Here is a 16,082-nt window from a genome sequence, read left to right as displayed (position 1 = left end):
GCCCGTCATACAGTCGGCGGGTGCACGCGATCGCCGACACCCTCCTCGACCGCAGTCTCGTCCTCGGCTACAGCCGCATCGGGTACGCCCTGCGCCGGCGCGACTGGTCGGCGCTGCCGCCGGACGCCCTCGTCGGACGCACGGTGGCGGTCACCGGCGCGAACGCCGGCCTCGGGCTGGCCACGGCGGTCGGGGCAGCCCGGTTCGGTGCCGACGTGCGGCTGCTTTGCCGCAACGCCGACCGTGGCGAGACGGCCCGCCGCGAGGTGCAGGCCGCCGCGACGCACGGCCGGGTCACCGCGGACGTGTGCGATGTCAGCTCGCTCGTGTCGGTGCGCTCGACGGCGCAACGTCTGTTGCAGGAACTGCCTGCGCTGCACGGGCTGGTGCACAACGCGGGCGTCTACCCGCCGTCGCGCACGCTCAGCGCCGACGGCCACGAGATCACCTATGCCACTCACGTGCTCGGCCCGCACCTGCTCACCGCGCTGCTGCGACCGGCGCTCGCGGGCGACGGTGACGCCCGCGTGGTGTTCGTGACGTCCGGCGGCATGTACTCGCAGCCGCTCACCGACGACCGCGAGTTCCGCGAGGGCCACTACCGCGGCGGGGTCGCGTACGCCCGCACGAAGCGCATGCAGGTGGTGCTCGCACAGCAGTGGGCCGACGTGCTGCGTCCCGACGGCGTCACCGTGATGTCGATGCACCCGGGCTGGGCCGCGACGCCCGGCGTCACCACCTCCCTGCCGCGCTTCGAGAAGCTGCTGCGGCCGGTACTGCGCACGCCCGAGCAGGGCATCGACACGGTGCTCTGGCTGCTCACCGCGCCGGAGGCACGCGACGCGCCGGGCGCGCTCTGGCACGACCGGCGCGTGCGGCCGACCGACTACCTGCCGCGCACGCGGGTCGACGGCGTGCGGGCGCGGCGGCTGTGGGACGCGGTGGAGGAGGCTACGGGAACGCCGGCACCCCCGGCATGATCTCGAGCTCGCGACGCTCGGCCTCGAGGTCGCGCTCGGGCTCGTGCCACGGCTCGCCCTTCGGTCGCGGCGCGCCGCCGGGCAGGGCGAGGCGCAGCAGGGTGCGCTGCACGCCGCCCCACTGCTTCCAGAACCCGCCGGTGTTGTAGGGCAGGCCCCACTTCTCGCAGACCGCCCGCACCTTCGGTGCGATCTCCTGGTAGCGCGAGCTCGGCATGTCCGGGTAGAGGTGATGCTCGACCTGGAAGGAGAGGTTGCCGGCGAGGATGTGGAAGGTCGGGCCGCCGTCGATGTTGGCCGCGCCGATCAGCTGGCGGATGAACCAGCCACCGCGGGTCTCGTCCTTGACGTCCTCCTCGGTGAAGGTGAACGTCTGGTCGGGGAAGTGGCCGCAGAAGATGATCGCGTTCGACCACACGTTGCGCACGATGTTGGCGAAGAAGTTGGCCTTCAGGGTGGTGCGCCACTCCGAGCCGGAGAGCGCGGGGAAGAAGACGTAGTCCTTGAGGATCTGCCGCCGGCCCTTGCGCCCGATCGCCTTGAGCTCGTCCCAGACCTGCTTCTGGGATTTCTTGCCGGTCCGGATCGCCTCGAAGTCGAGGTCGTGCAGCGCGACGCCCCATTCGAAGAACGCCATCAGCAGCACGTTGGTGAACGGCTGCAGCAGGTAGGCCGGGTTCCACGGTTGCTTCGGGTCGACGCGGAAGATCTCGTACCCGACGTCCTTGTCCTTGCCGACGATGTTGGTGAACGTGTGGTGCACGTAGTTGTGCGAGTGCTTCCACGCCGCGGCGGGGGAGGCGGTGTCCCAGTCCCAGGTCGAGGAGTGGATGTTCGGGTCGTTCATCCAGTCCCACTGGCCGTGCATGACGTTGTGGCCGATCTCCATGTTCTCGAGGATCTTGGCCAGTGACAGCCCGGCGGTGCCGAGCAGCAGGGCGGGCTTGTAGCGCGAGGCCATCAGCACGATGCGCGACAGCGCCGCGAGCCGGCGGTGCGACTGGATGAGGAAGCGGATGTAGTTGGCGTCGCGGTCGCCGAGGTCGGCGAACACCTCGTCGTGGATCGCCTGGAACTCCTCGCCGATCTGCTCGATCTCGTCGGGGGTGAGGCGGTCGAACGGGTTCTGCACGGTGTCGGTCATCGGGTGGATCCCCTGTCGTCGTCGGCTGGTCAGAGTTCGATCTCGACGTGCCCCTCGGGGCACGAGATGCAGGTGCGCACCATGACGCCGCGGTCCTGGATGATCTCGCCGGAGCGCAGGTCGCGGACGGCGCCCTCGGCGAGGCGTCCCTGGCAGGTGTGGCAGATGCCCATCCGGCAGCCGAACGGCAGCGTGCCGCCCGCCTCCTCGCCGGCGACGAGGATCGGCGTGCTGCCGTCGCACTCGGCCTCGAAGTCGGTGACGCGGAAGTGGATGGTGCCGCCCTGCCCCGGCTCGACCTCGTCCCCGCCGATGCGTGGCTGGAAGCGTTCCATGTGCACGCGTTGCTCGAGGCCGGCGTCCTTCCAGAACTCCTTCAGCGCGTCGAGCATGTCACCGGGCCCGGAGAAGTACGCCTCCCGCTCGCGCCAGTCGGGCACCAGTTCGGTGATCCGCTCAGGCGTGAGCCGACCGTCGCGCGACGACACGTGCCGGCACAGCGAGTACCCGTCGCGCCGCGTGTCGAGGTCGGCCAGGCGGTCACCGAGGATGAAGTCGTCCTCGGTGCGCATCGAGTACAGGTGCACCGCGTCGTCGATCGCGTCGCGACGGTCGAGTTCGCGCAGGATCGCGAAAATGGGCGTGATGCCACTGCCGGCGCTCACGAAGAGGAATTTCTCCGGCAGGGGGTCGGGCAGCCCGAACTCGCCCTCGACGTCGCCGAGGTACAGGATGTCGCCCGGCTTCAGCTTGCGCACGAAGTGACCCGAGAGCAGACCGTCGTCGACCGCCTTGACCGTGCAGCTGACGTGGCCGCGCGGGTGGTCGGGGTCGGCGGTGATCGTGTACGCGCGCCAGTGACGGCGGCCGCCGAGGTCGATGCCGAGGCGGAGGTACTGACCCGGCCGGTGCCCCGGCCACGGGCGCGACGGCTGCAGCACGATCGTCGCGGTGTCGTGCGTCTCGGGCCGCACCGCGACGACGCGTGCCTTGAGCTCCTTGGTCGACCACATCGGGTTGATCAGCTCGAGGTAGTCGGACGGGATGAGCGGGGTCGTCCACCCCTGGATCGCCGACAGGGCACGGGCGGCGAGCTTGGGCACCTGCGGGGTCGCGGCGCGTTCGGGCACGGGCGGTCACCTCCGGGCGCGCTGTGGTGACGATCACCGCAGCGCGTGGTTCGTACCCACTCCGAGCCCCGGAAACACGGCCTGATCGGAGGTTCGGTGAACACTCGTACCCGGTACCGGATACTGCCGCGCCGAGCCGTCCCTCGTGGCCCGGCACGGTCGTCCGGAGCGCCCGGAACTGCCCGCCGCGGACGACCGGCGGTATCAGGCGGGACGCGCGCCCAGCAGCGCCGTCGACGCGCTGACCGCCACCTCGACGAGGTCGACCAGGTCGCCGTCGTCCTCGACGACCCGTGCCATCAGCTCGCGCAATCCGCCGAGCAGCAGCATCACCAGGTCGGCGTCCGGCAGATCGATCCCCGCCGCGCGCCATTGCGGGCCGCTCACCAGACCGGTGATCAGCTCGACGAAGGCGTCGAGGCTGTCGCGCTGCAGCCGGCGCGCGGCGGTGCCGAGCGACGGCAGTTCGCGGATCCAGCTCAGCGTGACGCCCGGGTGCGACTTCGCCGCCTCGATCCAGGCGGTGATCGCCTGGCGGATCTGCACCGACCAGACGGCGTCCGGGTCGACCGACGCGCGGATGAAGTCGATCATCGCGCTGTTCGCCTCGTGCAGCAGTTCGAGGAAGCACTCCTCCTTGCTGGCGAAGTGCTCGTAGAACGTGCGCCGCGAGGTGCGCGCCTGCCGCACGATGTCGGCGATCGTCGTGTCGCGGTACCCACGTTCGGTGACGGTCTCGGCGAGGGCGTCGAGCAGCCGCTGGCGGAACGGGTCGGCGCCGGCGTCGCTCGCGGCGTCGGGCACGGGCCGGGTCTCGATGTCGGTCACCCGGTGTCCTCCCGTTGCCTGCTGTGTGGTGTCGGCCGCGTCGCTGTTGTGTTCATCGTAGGTGCGGGCGTACCGTCACAACGTCCGCTCGTGGTACGGCAGCGTACCGAGCGGGCCCGAGACCACCGACCTTCGTTGAGGAGCCGGCCATGCCCGAGGTCGTCCTGCCGCCGCGCACCCGCATGCCCCGGCTCGTCCAGGGACTGATGATGATGGGCGCGCCCGGCTCGCTCATCCGCCGGCAGCGCCGCAACCACGGCACGGCCTTCACCGTCGACGTCCCGATCTTCGGCCGCGGTGTCGTGCTGAGCGACCCGGCCGAGGTGAAGCAGCTGTTCCTCACCAGCCCCGAGCTCGTCGACCAGATCGAGCCGAACCTGGGGCGTGTGCTGGGCGAGCACTCGTTCTTCGCGCTGAAGGGCGAGCAGCACAAGCGGCAGCGCAAGCTGCTCGTGCCGCCGTTTCACGGGCGCCGCCTCAAGGCGTACGAGCGGATCGTCGAGGAGGAGACGCAGCGCGCGATCGCGACGTGGCCCACCGGTGCGGAGTTCGCGACGCTGCCGTCGATGATGGCGATCACCCTCAACGTGATCCTGCGGGCGGTCTTCGGTGCCGAGGGCGCCGAGTTCGACGAGCTGCGCGAGGTGCTGCCGAAGTGGGTCGAGCTCGGGTCGAAGCTCGCCGTGCTGCCGGTGCCGCAGTGGGATCTCGGCCGGCTCAGCCCGTGGGGGCGCTTCCACGCCATGCGGCGCGAGTACGACGCGATCGTCGACCGGCTCATCGCCAAGGCCGAGCAGGACGACCTCGACGCGCGGGACGACGTGCTCGCCCTCATGCTGCAGGCGCGCTACGACGACGGCGGACGCATGTCGCGCGACGAGATCGCCGACCAGCTGCTGACCCTGCTGACCGCCGGGCACGAGACGACCGCGACCTCGCTCGCGTGGGCGTTCGAGCGGCTGCGCCGCCACCCGGACGTGCTGCGCCGGCTGGTCGCCGAGGTGGATGCCGGCGGCTCCGAGCTGCGCGAGGCCGCGCTGGTCGAGGTGCAGCGCACGCGTCCGGTCATCGACTTCACCGGCCGTCAGGTCAAGGCGCCGTCGGTGACGATCGGCCGCTGGACGCTGCCCCGCGGCATCAACGTCTTCGTCAGCATCTACCTGATGCACAACGACCCGCAGCTGTTCCCGAACCCCGAGCGCTTCGACCCTGACCGGTTCGTCGGTGCCCGGCCCGACACCTACCAGTGGATCCCCTTCGGCGGTGGGGTGCGGCGCTGCATCGGCGCGGCCTTCGCCTCGATGGAGATGGACGTGACGTTGCGGACCGTGCTGCGCGAGCTGACCCTCGAGCCGACGACGGCACCGGGGGAGAAGTGGCACTCGCGCGGGGTGGCGTCGGCGCCGGCCGACGGCGGCCGGGTGGTCGTCCATCGGCGCCGCGCCGCGACGTCCACCGCGGATGCGTCCCGGACCATCGTGGAGGTGGCGCTGTGACCGAGGCGCTGGTCGAGGTCGGGCGTGGCGTGACCCTCGCCTACGAGACCTTCGGGGACGCGTCCGGTGAGCCGATGCTGCTCGTCGCGGGTCTGGGCATGCAGATGCACAGCTACGACGACGCCCTCTGCGAACTGTTCGCCGCCCGCGGCTACCGGGTGATCCGCTTCGACAACCGCGACGTCGGCCGCTCGACCCACTTCCGGTTCCGTCCGGCGATGCCGTGGCAGCTGCTGCGCGGGCGCACCGGTCCGGAGCAGTACGACCTCGGTGACATGGCGGCCGACGCCGTCGGCCTGCTCGACGCGCTCGGGATCGAGCGCGTGCACCTCGTCGGCGTCTCGATGGGCGGCATGATCGCCCAGACGATCGCCGCCCGGTATCCCGACCGCGTCCGTTCGTTGACGTCGATCATGTCCACGACCGGTGGGCGCAAGGTGGGCCGCCCGGCCGCCTCGACGTACCGGCTCATGTTCTCGGCGCCGCCGAAGCATCGCGAGGCGGCGGTCGCGCGCGGGGTCCGGATGTTCCGGCACATCGGGTCGGCGGGCTATCCGTTCGACGAGGCGATGGTGGCCGAGGCGGCCGGACGTGCCTGGGACCGCGATCCCGGCAACGCGGCCGGCGTCGGCCGGCAGCTCGGGGCGATCGTGAAGTCCGCCGACCGGGCCGCCGAGCTGCGCGGTGTCACCGCGCCGACCCTCGTGATGCACGGCGACCGCGACCGCATGGTGCACCCGACCGGGGGCGCCGCGACGGCGGCCGCCATCCCGGGGGCGCGGCTGGTGACGCTGCGCGGCATGGGCCACGACCTGCCGCGCGACGTCTGGCCGCGCCTCGTCGAGCTGATCGACGAGCACGCCCGCGCGGCGATCGCCACCGGCTGACCGATCGCGGCACAGACCTCAGTCGACGCCGGGGACGATCCGCAGGTCGCGCACCGCACCGCCGTCGAGCGCCGCGAGGGCCTCCTGGTACGCGGCGCCGTCGTGCGCCGCGACGGCGGCCTCGACGGAGTCGAAGCGGATGATCACCGTGCGGGTCAGCTCGCCGGCCTCATAGACCTGCGTCGGCATCCCTCGGACGACGAAGGTGCCGCCCGCCGCCTCGAGTGCGGGGCCCGCCAGTTCGGCGTACGCCGCCAGCTTCGTCTCGTCGGTGATTTCGCGGTACAAGCTGACCCAGTACGCCGTCATGCCGCCATCCTGCCGTACCCGTCCGGCCCGAGCGCGGGCGCACGGCTCAACGACGGTTGAGTGCCCGCGCGGTTGCGTGATGGAGTGTCATGTCCGTTTTGCTCATCTCCCGTCCCGGGGTGCCGATCAAGGCGCCGTGACCATCGGACCAGCGCAGCAGGACGAAGGACTCCGTTCGGCGTCGAGCCGGCGTGCCGGCGCGCAGCCCGTCGCGGACATCGTCGTCGATGCCGTCATCGGCGCGGTGGCGCAGGACGCGCCGGCGGTGGCCGCCGTCGACCTCAGCGGCGATGCTCCACACCTGTTGTGGCTCAACCCCGCTGCGCGTGAGCTCGTCGGCCGCGGCGGGCCGCGGCGCGCGCGCGACCGCGCGCTGCTGCCCGCGCCGGCCGCCCGGCCGTGGCTCGAGGTCGTGTCGGACGCGACGGACGGCGCCGACGAGTGGCACACGGCATGGGTCGACGGCCCGACACCGCTCGGCACCGTGGTGCGCCTGCGGGTACGACCGCTCCCCGGTGGTGCGGTACACCTCGTCTGGTTGCGTCCTGCCGACGACGCCATCGTGGCCGCCGAGGAACGCGCGGCCGAGGCCGAGGCGCGGTTCCGGGCGCTGGCCGCGCACACCGGTGACGGTGTGCTCGTGTCCGAGCAGGGCGCTCGTCTCGCGTTCAGCAACGATCGCTTCGCGGCGCTGTGCGGCCGGGCTGCCGACGACCTGCGCGGCACCGCCTGGTTGAGCGCCGTGCATCCGGAGGACCTCGGCACCTTGCTGCGTGCCATCGACGCCGTGCTCGCCGGTGCGCGCGCCGAGGTCGACGTCCGCTTCGTGACCTCGCCGTCGCCGCGTCCGGCACGGGTGCGCCTCGCGCCGCTGCTCGGCGGTCACCGCCCGGCCGGGTTCGTCGCGACCGTCGCCGAGGCAGTCGGGGACGATGTCGAACTCCCCGCACCCGCCGACCTGGCCGCGACGGAACCCGCCGGCCAGCTTGTCGCAGCCGCGGCCGGCGCCACCGAGCGCGGGCGTCTGCTCGACCGCTTGGCGCTCCGGCGCCCGGCATCGGCCGCGTCGGGACGTCGGCGGGTCGCGTCGTGACCGACGTCGTCGAGCTCACCCTGCCGGTGCGGTCGGAGTCGGCGACACTCGTGCTGACGCGGGCCGACGACCCGCGCTCGACGGCGCGCGACCTCGCGGAGGCCGTCGGGACGGACGCCGTCCTGAGCGCCCGCGTGCTCATGCTGGCGAACTCGTCGTTCTACGGATTGAGCGGACGGGTCGGGCGGCTCGAGTTCGCCGTGTCGGTGCTCGGCTTCACCACCGTGCGCGCGCTGGCGCTCGCGACCGCGGCCGACGTCGCCGGTCGCGTCCCGGACGGGTTCTGGGAGCACGCCGCGCTGGCGGCGACGAGTGCCGACCAGCTCGCCGGCCTGTTCGACGCCGAACCGCCGGACGCATTCTGCCTCGGGCTGCTGCACGGCTTCGGCACGGCCCTGCTGCACCAGCAGCAACCGGTGCCCGGGTTGTGCACGACCGAGGACCACGAGCTCGCCACGCTCGTGGCCGACGAGCGGGCGAGCTACGGCATCGACCACGCGGCCTTCGGCGCGTTGGTGCTGCGTGACTGGATGTTCCCGGACCGTCTGTGCGCGGGGGTCGCCGGCCACCACGACGTCCCGGACGAGCACGCCGAGCCGCTGGAGCGCGTGCTGTTCACCGCGCGGGTCTGCGCCGACTGGTCGCGCTCCGGCCGCCCGCCCGCGGTCGGGCAGACGGCCACCGTCGAGCGGATCAGCGGCGGGCGACTGGTCGCCGACGACCTGCCGACCTGGCTGGAGCGCATCGGCGAGCGGGCCGCCGCGTTGTGCGAGGGCCTCGCCCGCCTCTGAGCCCCGTCAGTTGTCGAGGTTGACGCCGCAGCGCGTCTTCGCGTCCGCGGTGATGCGCTTGCCGGCAGCGTCGAACTTCGCGCTGTCCTGCTCGAAGGTCTTGCCGAGCGCCTCGAGCTTCTGGAGCTTCTCCGGCGGCAGCGACGCAGCGCTCTGCAGGTCGGACGGCTTCAGGCCGGCCTGCTGGAACGCGTCCAGGATCTCGTTGATGCCGGCCACCAGCTGCGTCCAGTCGCCACGGATGCTCGACGGCGCCTCGTTGGCGAGCAGGGCGAACGACGTCTTCACCTTGCTGAAGTCGACAGCGAAGGAGTTGGCCGTGCCGAGCGCCTTGAAGTACGTGACCGTCGACTTGAGATCCTTGCAGTAGTTGCCGCCGAGCAGTCCGCCCCCGCCGCCGCCTCCGCCACCCGTGCTGGTGGGTGCGGTGGTCGGCGCGCCGCTGGCGACTGGGCCGGTCGAGCTCGCGCCGGTCGACGCGCCCGCGCCGGTGCTCTTCGCCGAACCCACGCCGCCGATGCTGCCGCTGCTGCCGCACGCCGCCAGCGTGGCCGTACTGACGACGACCGCCGCCAGGGTGATCTTGGTACGCATGATGGTGCTCCTCGTCGCGGGAAGGTTCAGGACAGCTCGACGTTGCAGTGCGACTTCGCCTCCGCCTTGATACGTGCGCCCGGCGCGTCGAGGCTGCTGCCCGCGCTCTCGATCGTCTTCGCGACCCCCTGCAGCTTGGCGAGCTTGTCGGCCGACAGCTTCGACGGGTCCTTCAGGTCCGAGATCTTCACGCCGGCCTGGTCGAGCGCGTCGACGATCTTGCTGACGCCGCTGGACATCTGCTGCCAGTCACCCTTGACGTCGGACGGCGCCTCGCTCGCCAGCTGGTTGAACGACGACTTCACCTTGTCGAAGTCGATCCCGGTCGGGTCGTTCGAGCTGAAGGCCTTGAAGTACGCGGCCGTCGACTTCAGATCGCTGCAGTAGTTGCCGCTGCTCGCGACGGCACCGCCGCCACTGCTGCCGCAGGCCGTCAGTGCAGCGGCGCCGACCGCGATGGCGGCCGTGGCCACGACGACACGTTGGAACATGTTCCCCCCAGGGAGTGTGGACGGCCTCCGCCGCCGCCCCGGCCGAACACCGGTGGTCGGCGTCTTCTTATCAGAGGCACAGCGAACCCGACACTCGACACGAATCGCCGTTCCCGGTTCGTCATGTGATCGTGTCGGTCCGCCACGGCGGCCGCGGCGTGCATCAGGCGGGCACGAGCTGGCGCCTGAGCCGCGCCACCGCCAGCCCCAGCACGGCCGCCGCGGCCCCGCCGAGCACGACCAGGTCGGTGCCGATGTCGAGCACCCCGCCGCGGTTCGAGAGCAGTGTCGACCAGGCGTCGACGGCCCACGCCTGCGGCGTCAGATGGCCGATCGTGCGCATCACCGGCGCCACGATCTCGAGCGGCCACATGCAGCCGCCGAGCATCCCCAGGCCGATGCCGACGGCCGGCCCGATGGCCGACGCCTGCTCGGGCGTGCGGAACACCGTGCCGCCGAGCAGCCCGACCGCCGCCGCCAGGAGCGCCCACGTCACGACGAGCAGCACCGCCGCGAGCGGATCGCCCCAGTCGACACCGAAGACCACCGCGCCGACACCGACGATCAGCGTCGACTGCAGCAGGGCGAGGACGATCAGCGCGAGCGTCTCGCCGCGCACGACCGTCGCGGCGGTGACCGGCGCCGCGAGCGCGCGCGCGTACAGCCCGGTCCGTCGTGCGGAGATGAGCGCTGCGGCGCCGGCCAGCGCGTTGATGAACACGAAGAGCACCAGCATGGTGGGGGCCGAGTACGAGTACCCGCTCGGCAGGCGCCGGCTCGTCGTGTCGACCAGGTCGACCCGTGTGCCGACCCCGGCCGTCGCGGACTGCAGACGGGACGCACGGTCCCACGCGGCGGCGAAGCCGATCGGTGAGTGGGCGCCGGCGAAGCTTGCGGCCTGGACGAGGGCGGCCTGCTGTCCGACCACCGAGCCGACCGCGGTCTCGGCCGTGAGGCCGGCGTTGTCGCGTCCGGTGGTCAGGACGGTCACCGTCGTCCGCCCGCCCCCGCGCAGCGCTGCGTCGAAGCCCGGCGGCACGACCACCACCGCGGCGACCTCCTCGCGCCGCAGAGCCACCTTCGCGGTGGACAGCGCGTCGATGCGCCGCACGACGAGGGCGGGCGAGCGGTGCAGTCGTGCGTCGAGGTCGGTGGCGAGCGGGCCGCGATCACGCAGGACGACGGCGACCCGGACGCGATCGGTGTTGCGGACCGTGATGCCGATCAACAGGATCACGAGCACGGGCAGCACGACGAGGAAGAAGAGCGCCGTCCGGTCGCGCACGAGGCGCTGCAGCGCGGCGCGGGTGAAGGCCACGGTGCTCACGAGGTCACCGCCCTGCGCGCGAGCAGCACCGCCGGGGCAGTGACGACCGCGGTGAAGGCGAGGATCGCCAGCACCGGGACGATGGCCGCCGAGGCGCCGGCCCCACCCGACAGGTCGACGAACCCGCGCATCGCCCACCCGTTCGGGGTCAGCAGCGCCAGCCGCCGCAGCAGCGTGGGCGCCGCCGACACGAACACGAAGTTGCCGCCCGCGAGCACCAGCACGAAGGTGACGGTCGAGGCGAGCCCGTCGGCCTGCCGGTCGCTGCGGGCCACAGCGATGACCAGTGCGGTGAGCGCGACGGCGGACAGCACCACCGCCACGATCAAGGCGGCCGCGGCCACGGGCGGTCCCCAGTCGGCACCGAAGACCACGCTCGTGACGACGGCCATCATCGACAGGCTGGCGACGCCGAAGCCGAAGGTCGAGACCGACTTGCCGACGAGCAGGGCCCACGCCGGCACCGGTGCGGCGGCGATGCGGTCGAGGGTGCCGCTGCGCCGTTCGACGAACCAGCTGCGCGCGCCGAGGCCGATGGCGAAGAACATGAAGAAGATGCCCATGGACGGCCCGAAGTAGCTGATCGCCGCGATGCGGGTCGCGCCCGTCGTCCTGGTCGACACGGTCACGGGTAGGCGCAGCCGGGCGCTCTGCGCGGCGAGCTCGCCGATGCGCCGGGCGTCCGCGCCGGACGCGACGGCGGTGGCGACCGCGAGATGATCGGCATTCACCTGGGCGACGAAGCCCTGCACCAGCGCGTCCGCCACCTGCCGGGCGATCGAGGCGTCGACGCTGCCGAGCACGACGATGTCGCCCGTGCGTCCACCGTGCGCTCCGGCGGTGAGGCCCGCAGGCAGGACGAAGGCGGCACCGAGCGTCCCGTCGCGCACCTCGCGGCGCGCCGCCGCCTCGTCGGACACCCGGCGCACCGAGATGATGCCGACGAGCTCGGGGGAGTCGAGCATCGCGCGGAACGCGACGGCCAGCGTGCCTCGGTCGTGATCGACGACGGCGACGTCGGCGTGGTACGAGCCGGCGCCGCGGAAGGCGAAGCTCATCACGGTCGCGATCACCAGCGGCGCGACGAAGCCGAGGACGACGGCCGACCGGTCGCGCAGCCGTTCGACGAGGTCCTTGCGGGCGATCCGCAGCACCACGCCCGCGCTCACTCGCGCAGCGCCGTTCCGGTCAGGTGCAGGAACGCCGCCTCGAGGTCCGGCTCGATCACCTGGACGCTGCCGACCCGGACGCCGTCGCGCTCGGCGCGCTCGAGCACGGCCGGCAGCACGCGGCGGCCGTCGTCGACGACGAGGTGCAGCCCGTCGCCGCTGACCGCCGCCTCGTGCACGCCTGGAAGGCCGCGGCAGTCGTCGGCGAGCCGGTCGAGCGGACCACTCGCCGCGAGCTCGAGGTGGTCGCGCTCGCCCACCCGCGCCACCAGCTCACGGCGGGTGCCCTCGGCGACGAGACGGCCCCGGTCGATGATCCCGATCCTGTCGCAGAGCCGTTCGGCCTCCTCCATGTAGTGCGTGGTGTAGAGGATTGCCAGACCCTGTCGGCTGAGCGTGCGGATGTCGTCGAGGATCGCGTGGCGGCTCTGCGGATCCACCCCGACCGTGGGTTCGTCCAGCACCAGCAGGTCGGGCCGGTGCACCAGCCCTCCACCGATGTTGAGCCGTCGCTTCATGCCGCCCGAGAAGTCGTCGACCCGCTCGTCGGCGCGGTCACGCAGCCCGATCAGTTCGAGCACCTCGTCGACGCGCCCGGCCAGCTCTCGTCCGCGAAGGTGATAGAGGCTGCCGAAGAACCGCAGGTTCTCACGTGCGCTGAGCTCCGGGTACAGCGCGATCTCCTGCGGCACGTACCCGATGTGCACCCGGGCCGCGCGATCGAGCGGACGATCGTGCAACTCGATCGAGCCACCGTGCAGACGCAGCAGCCCGCAGACGAGGCGGATGATGGTCGTCTTCCCCGCGCCGTTGGGGCCGAGCAGGCCGTAGGTCTCGCCCGCCGCGATGGTGAAGCCGACCCGGTCGACGGCCACGCGCTGCCCGAAGCGCCGCAGCAGCGACTCGCACCGCAACACCGTGACGGTGCCGGTCGAGCGGGTGTCGGCGCCAGGGGAGGCGAGCCCGGTGGTCGACATCCGTCGGCCTCAGACCAGCACCCGCTCGGCAGGGCGTGGCACGACCGCCGTCCAGCCGCGGTGGCCCAGCGCTGCTGCGAGGGTGGCGGACGCGTGGGGTTCGCCGTGCACGACGTAGCAGCAGTCCGGCGCGGAGGTCGCCGTCGCCCAGTGCACGAGTTCGTCCCGGTCGGCGTGGGCGCTGAAGGCGTCGAAGGAGGCGATCTCGGCGCGCACGGGCACGTACTCGCCGTGGATCTTGACCTGTGCCGCGCCCTCGAGCAGCTGGCGGGCACGCGTTCCCTCCGCGGCGAACCCGATGATCGCGACGGTGTTCCGCCGCTCGGGCAGCTGATGCCGCAGGTGGTGCAGGACGCGTCCGCCGCTGGCCATGCCGGACGCCGAGACGATGATCGCCGGGTGCGCGGGACTGTTCCACCGCATCGACTCCTCGGCGGTGCGCGCCTCGACGAGCCCGGGCGGGTGCAGCGCCGCCGCACTCAGCCCCGGCCGCACACCGGCGGCATGGTCGGCGATCGCCTCGCGGTAGGTGGCCAGGCACGCCAGCGCCATCGGGCTGTCGAGCACGATCGGCACGTGCGGGATGCGACCCGCAGCCAGCAGTTCGGCCAGGGCGTGCAACAGCACCTCGGTGCGGTCGACGGCGAAGGCGGGCACCAGCACGGACCCGCCGCGCTCGATCGTCCGACGGATCGTGCCGGCGAGCCGCTCGAGCGCCTCGACGTCGCTGTCGCTGCGCCGACGGTCGCCGTAGGTCGACTCGAGCAGCAGCGCGTTGCTCAACGGCCGCGGCTCGGGCGGCGTCAGCAGCGGATGGTCGTTGCGGCCGAGGTCGCCGCTGGTCACGAGTCGGCGTGACGCGCGTCCGGAGCCCGCGGTGAGCAGCGCCCAGCTGGAGCCGAGGATGTGGCCGGCGTGCCCGAGCCGCAGCCGGACGTCCCCGGCGATCGCCACCTCGACACCGAGCTCGAGGGGACGCAGCAGCTTGGTCGCCCGCGCGGCGTCGTCCTGGTCGTAGAGCGGACGAGCGGGTCGGTGCTTGCTGAAACCGGCCTCATTCGCCCAGCGCGCGTCCTCCTCCTGCAGGTGGGCGCTGTCGCGCAGCACGATCTCGGCGAGCCGTGCCGTCGCCTCGGTCGCGTACACATCGCCGGACCACCCGTCGCGCGCGAGCACGGGCAAGTACCCGGTGTGGTCGAGGTGGGCGTGCGTCAGCACGACGGCGTCGATCGAGCGCCAGTCGACCGGCAGCGGTGCCCAGTTGCGGCGGCGCAGGTCGGACAGGCCCTGGAACAGGCCGCAGTCCAGCAACACCCTGCTCTGCCCGGTGTCGACCAGGAACTTGCTGCCGGTGACGGTGCCGACGCCGCCCAGGAACGTCAGTGACGGACGGCTCATCGTCGCTCCGATCCGCTCGTGGGCAGCAGTGGTGCTGCGAGCGTCCGCGCTCGCGGCCACCGTGCTCAGGGCCGAATGGAGTGGCCGCCGCCTGTGTCGAACTCTGTTCGGCGGGAGTCGCGGGGCGAGATCAGGCAGCGTTCGATGCGGTCGGCCAGTTCGCCGACCGGCATGAGCCCGTCGAGTTCGACGGTCGCGCCCCGACGGATCAGCGGCTCGACGTCCGCCACGTACCGGGCGATCTCGTGCTGCTGCGCCGCGGACTTCCCGTACGGATTGTTCGTCCGGGTGCGGACGCGGTGCAGCAGCACCTCGAGCGGGACGAGGAGGTAGACGACGTGCTCGAACCGGTCGTAGAACGACCCCTGGTTCTCGGCCGTGCCACAGACGGCGATCGTCGGATGCGCCGCGAGCAGGGCAGCCATGCGCGGCTCGTCCCACCTCGCCTCCGACCGAAACCAGCCGCCGCGGTCGGTGTCGACGGTGAGGTATCCGCGGCTCGCGAGGGCCGCGAGCAGGGTGCTCTTCCCTGCCCCGGACATGCCGGTGATCAGCACCCGCGCCACGGCACGAGACTACGGGCGGACGCTACGTTGTTCGGGTGGGCGGCAGCATCGAACCGACGCTGTTCGAGTTCGGGTTCCCGGGCAGCTCGTTGCGGACACAGCTGATCGCCGCCGTGCTGGACGGCCGGAAGACGACCACGACCGGGCTGCTGGCCGACTACCAGGCTGCTGCTGAGCCGCTTCCGCGACCCGGTCAGCGATACCGCGTGCCGGACAACGACGGCCGGACGGCCGCGATCATCGAGATCGTCGAGGCACGCATCGCCCGTCTCGGTGAGGTCGACCTCGCGCACGTCGTCGCCGAGGGGGAGGGGGACGAGTCGGTCGAGCAGTGGCGCGCCGGGCACACCGCCTTCTTCGAGAGCGACGAGATGCGGGCCGCGATCGACGATCCGGACTTCGCCGTCGACGACGACACCCTGGTGGTGCTGCAGCGGTTCCGACTCGTCGAGCCGCGGCCCCGCCGATGATTCAGTCGAGTTCGGGGTCGTCGTCGGGTGTGGTGTCAAGGCGCAGGTCGTGGTCGGCGTCGAAGTGGCGGCGGAGCCGGTTGTAGCGGGCTGTTCGTGCACATCGCCATGACAAGGGCGTGAATCAAGATCGAGTCGGGAGCCGTCATACCGGCATGGTCGAGCCTGCGATCTTCGACAACCTCTTCAACGTAGGGCACTGCGTGAAGTACGGATCTCCATGAAGCGAGCCCGTGGGCGGTCAGAGGCTAGGGAGGCGCTTGCAAACGACCAGCGGCATGGTCGTGCACGGTCGCCGCCATGGTGTTCAGGCCGCGTGCCTACTTCAACACCCGTCCATAACGGTCGCGGGGACGTCGTAACGGCGGAGCGGGCGTACTCGGGTGCCCAACCTGGGCTGGGCCCAGCATCATGTACGCGAAGCGGTAGAAC

17 protein-coding genes are annotated in these 16,082 nt (G+C 72.0%); 6 read left to right on the top strand and 11 right to left on the bottom strand.

The genetic code is table 11. The features are described 5' to 3' along the window. The first annotated feature begins 20 nt into the window (after positions 1–20). Positions 21–980 (top strand): SDR family NAD(P)-dependent oxidoreductase, encoded by a 960-nt coding sequence (locus ACTHMS_RS11350; RefSeq protein ID WP_440306772.1) that lies wholly within the window; start codon positions 21–23, stop codon positions 978–980. On the opposite strand, the gene ACTHMS_RS11345 is transcribed toward ACTHMS_RS11350, so the two are convergent. The 3 genes from ACTHMS_RS11345 to ACTHMS_RS11335 all read right to left on the bottom strand — a co-directional run bounded on the left by ACTHMS_RS11345 (position 952) and on the right by ACTHMS_RS11335 (position 4,082). Next, positions 952–2,124 (bottom strand): fatty acid desaturase family protein, encoded by a 1,173-nt coding sequence (locus ACTHMS_RS11345; RefSeq protein WP_440306771.1) that lies wholly within the window; start codon positions 2,122–2,124, stop codon positions 952–954. The genes ACTHMS_RS11350 and ACTHMS_RS11345 overlap by 29 nt on opposite strands. Before the next feature lie 29 nt (positions 2,125–2,153). Beyond that, positions 2,154–3,254 carry a ferredoxin reductase gene (locus ACTHMS_RS11340; protein WP_440306770.1) on the bottom strand — a complete coding sequence of 367 codons (1,101 nt, stop codon included), beginning with the start codon at positions 3,252–3,254 and terminating at the stop codon, positions 2,154–2,156. 204 nt (positions 3,255–3,458) lie between these two features. Further along, positions 3,459–4,082: a TetR/AcrR family transcriptional regulator gene (locus tag ACTHMS_RS11335; protein WP_440306769.1), complete on the bottom strand. Its 624-nt coding sequence runs from the start codon at positions 4,080–4,082 to the stop codon at positions 3,459–3,461. Between the two features lie 149 nt (positions 4,083–4,231). Between ACTHMS_RS11335 and ACTHMS_RS11330 the strand changes: the two genes are divergently transcribed. Further along, entirely contained in the window at positions 4,232–5,578 is a 1,347-nt protein-coding gene (locus ACTHMS_RS11330) for a cytochrome P450 (protein ID WP_440306768.1), read from the top strand. Then, positions 5,575–6,465 carry an alpha/beta fold hydrolase gene (locus ACTHMS_RS11325; protein ID WP_440306767.1) on the top strand — a complete coding sequence of 297 codons (891 nt, stop codon included), beginning with the start codon at positions 5,575–5,577 and terminating at the stop codon, positions 6,463–6,465. Before ACTHMS_RS11330 ends, ACTHMS_RS11325 begins: the two co-directional genes overlap by 4 nt. An 18-nt stretch (positions 6,466–6,483) precedes the next feature. Here the strand turns inward: ACTHMS_RS11325 and ACTHMS_RS11320 are convergent, their stop codons facing one another. Then, positions 6,484–6,774 carry a DUF1330 domain-containing protein gene (locus ACTHMS_RS11320; RefSeq protein WP_440306766.1) on the bottom strand — a complete coding sequence of 97 codons (291 nt, stop codon included), beginning with the start codon at positions 6,772–6,774 and terminating at the stop codon, positions 6,484–6,486. A gap of 136 nt (positions 6,775–6,910) precedes the next feature. Here ACTHMS_RS11320 and ACTHMS_RS11315 point away from each other — a divergent pair, with 136 nt between their 5' ends. Further along, positions 6,911–7,867 carry a PAS domain-containing protein gene (locus ACTHMS_RS11315; RefSeq protein ID WP_440306765.1) on the top strand — a complete coding sequence of 319 codons (957 nt, stop codon included), beginning with the start codon at positions 6,911–6,913 and terminating at the stop codon, positions 7,865–7,867. Next, positions 7,864–8,658 (top strand): HDOD domain-containing protein, encoded by a 795-nt coding sequence (locus ACTHMS_RS11310; protein ID WP_440306764.1) that lies wholly within the window; start codon positions 7,864–7,866, stop codon positions 8,656–8,658. Before ACTHMS_RS11315 ends, ACTHMS_RS11310 begins: the two co-directional genes overlap by 4 nt. Before the next feature lie 6 nt (positions 8,659–8,664). On the opposite strand, the gene ACTHMS_RS11305 is transcribed toward ACTHMS_RS11310, so the two are convergent. The 7 genes from ACTHMS_RS11305 to ACTHMS_RS11275 form a co-directional block, all read right to left on the bottom strand. After that, positions 8,665–9,252, bottom strand: coding sequence for a hypothetical protein (locus ACTHMS_RS11305; RefSeq protein WP_440306763.1), 588 nt, complete (start codon positions 9,250–9,252; stop codon positions 8,665–8,667). Between the two features lie 26 nt (positions 9,253–9,278). After that, entirely contained in the window at positions 9,279–9,743 is a 465-nt protein-coding gene (locus tag ACTHMS_RS11300; protein ID WP_440306762.1) for a hypothetical protein, read from the bottom strand. A 163-nt stretch (positions 9,744–9,906) separates the two neighbouring features. Then, positions 9,907–11,070: an ABC transporter permease gene (locus tag ACTHMS_RS11295; protein WP_440306761.1), complete on the bottom strand. Its 1,164-nt coding sequence runs from the start codon at positions 11,068–11,070 to the stop codon at positions 9,907–9,909. Further along, on the bottom strand, positions 11,067–12,239 hold the full coding sequence (locus ACTHMS_RS11290) for an ABC transporter permease (RefSeq protein WP_440306760.1): 1,173 nt from the start codon (positions 12,237–12,239) through the stop codon (positions 11,067–11,069). The genes ACTHMS_RS11295 and ACTHMS_RS11290 overlap by 4 nt, the downstream gene beginning before the upstream one ends. Beyond that, positions 12,236–13,216: an ATP-binding cassette domain-containing protein gene (locus ACTHMS_RS11285; protein ID WP_440306759.1), complete on the bottom strand. Its 981-nt coding sequence runs from the start codon at positions 13,214–13,216 to the stop codon at positions 12,236–12,238. The genes ACTHMS_RS11290 and ACTHMS_RS11285 overlap by 4 nt, the downstream gene beginning before the upstream one ends. Positions 13,217–13,225: 9 nt before the next feature. Further along, the gene (locus ACTHMS_RS11280; protein ID WP_440306758.1) at positions 13,226–14,614 is read right to left on the bottom strand and encodes an MBL fold metallo-hydrolase RNA specificity domain-containing protein; all 1,389 of its coding nucleotides are present in this window, start codon (positions 14,612–14,614) and stop codon (positions 13,226–13,228) included. A gap of 65 nt (positions 14,615–14,679) precedes the next feature. Further along, entirely contained in the window at positions 14,680–15,180 is a 501-nt protein-coding gene (locus tag ACTHMS_RS11275; protein WP_440306757.1) for an AAA family ATPase, read from the bottom strand. 35 nt (positions 15,181–15,215) lie between these two features. Here ACTHMS_RS11275 and ACTHMS_RS11270 point away from each other — a divergent pair, with 35 nt between their 5' ends. Beyond that, positions 15,216–15,650 (top strand): ASCH domain-containing protein, encoded by a 435-nt coding sequence (locus ACTHMS_RS11270; RefSeq protein WP_440306756.1) that lies wholly within the window; start codon positions 15,216–15,218, stop codon positions 15,648–15,650. Positions 15,651–16,082: the final 432 nt, after the last annotated feature.

This window comes from Jatrophihabitans sp. (assembly GCF_051960575.1).
Taxonomy (GTDB): domain Bacteria; phylum Actinomycetota; class Actinomycetes; order Mycobacteriales; family Jatrophihabitantaceae; genus JBQCEE01.
Note: the sequence above shows the minus strand (reverse complement) of the source record. Positions and strands in the feature narration are given on the sequence as shown.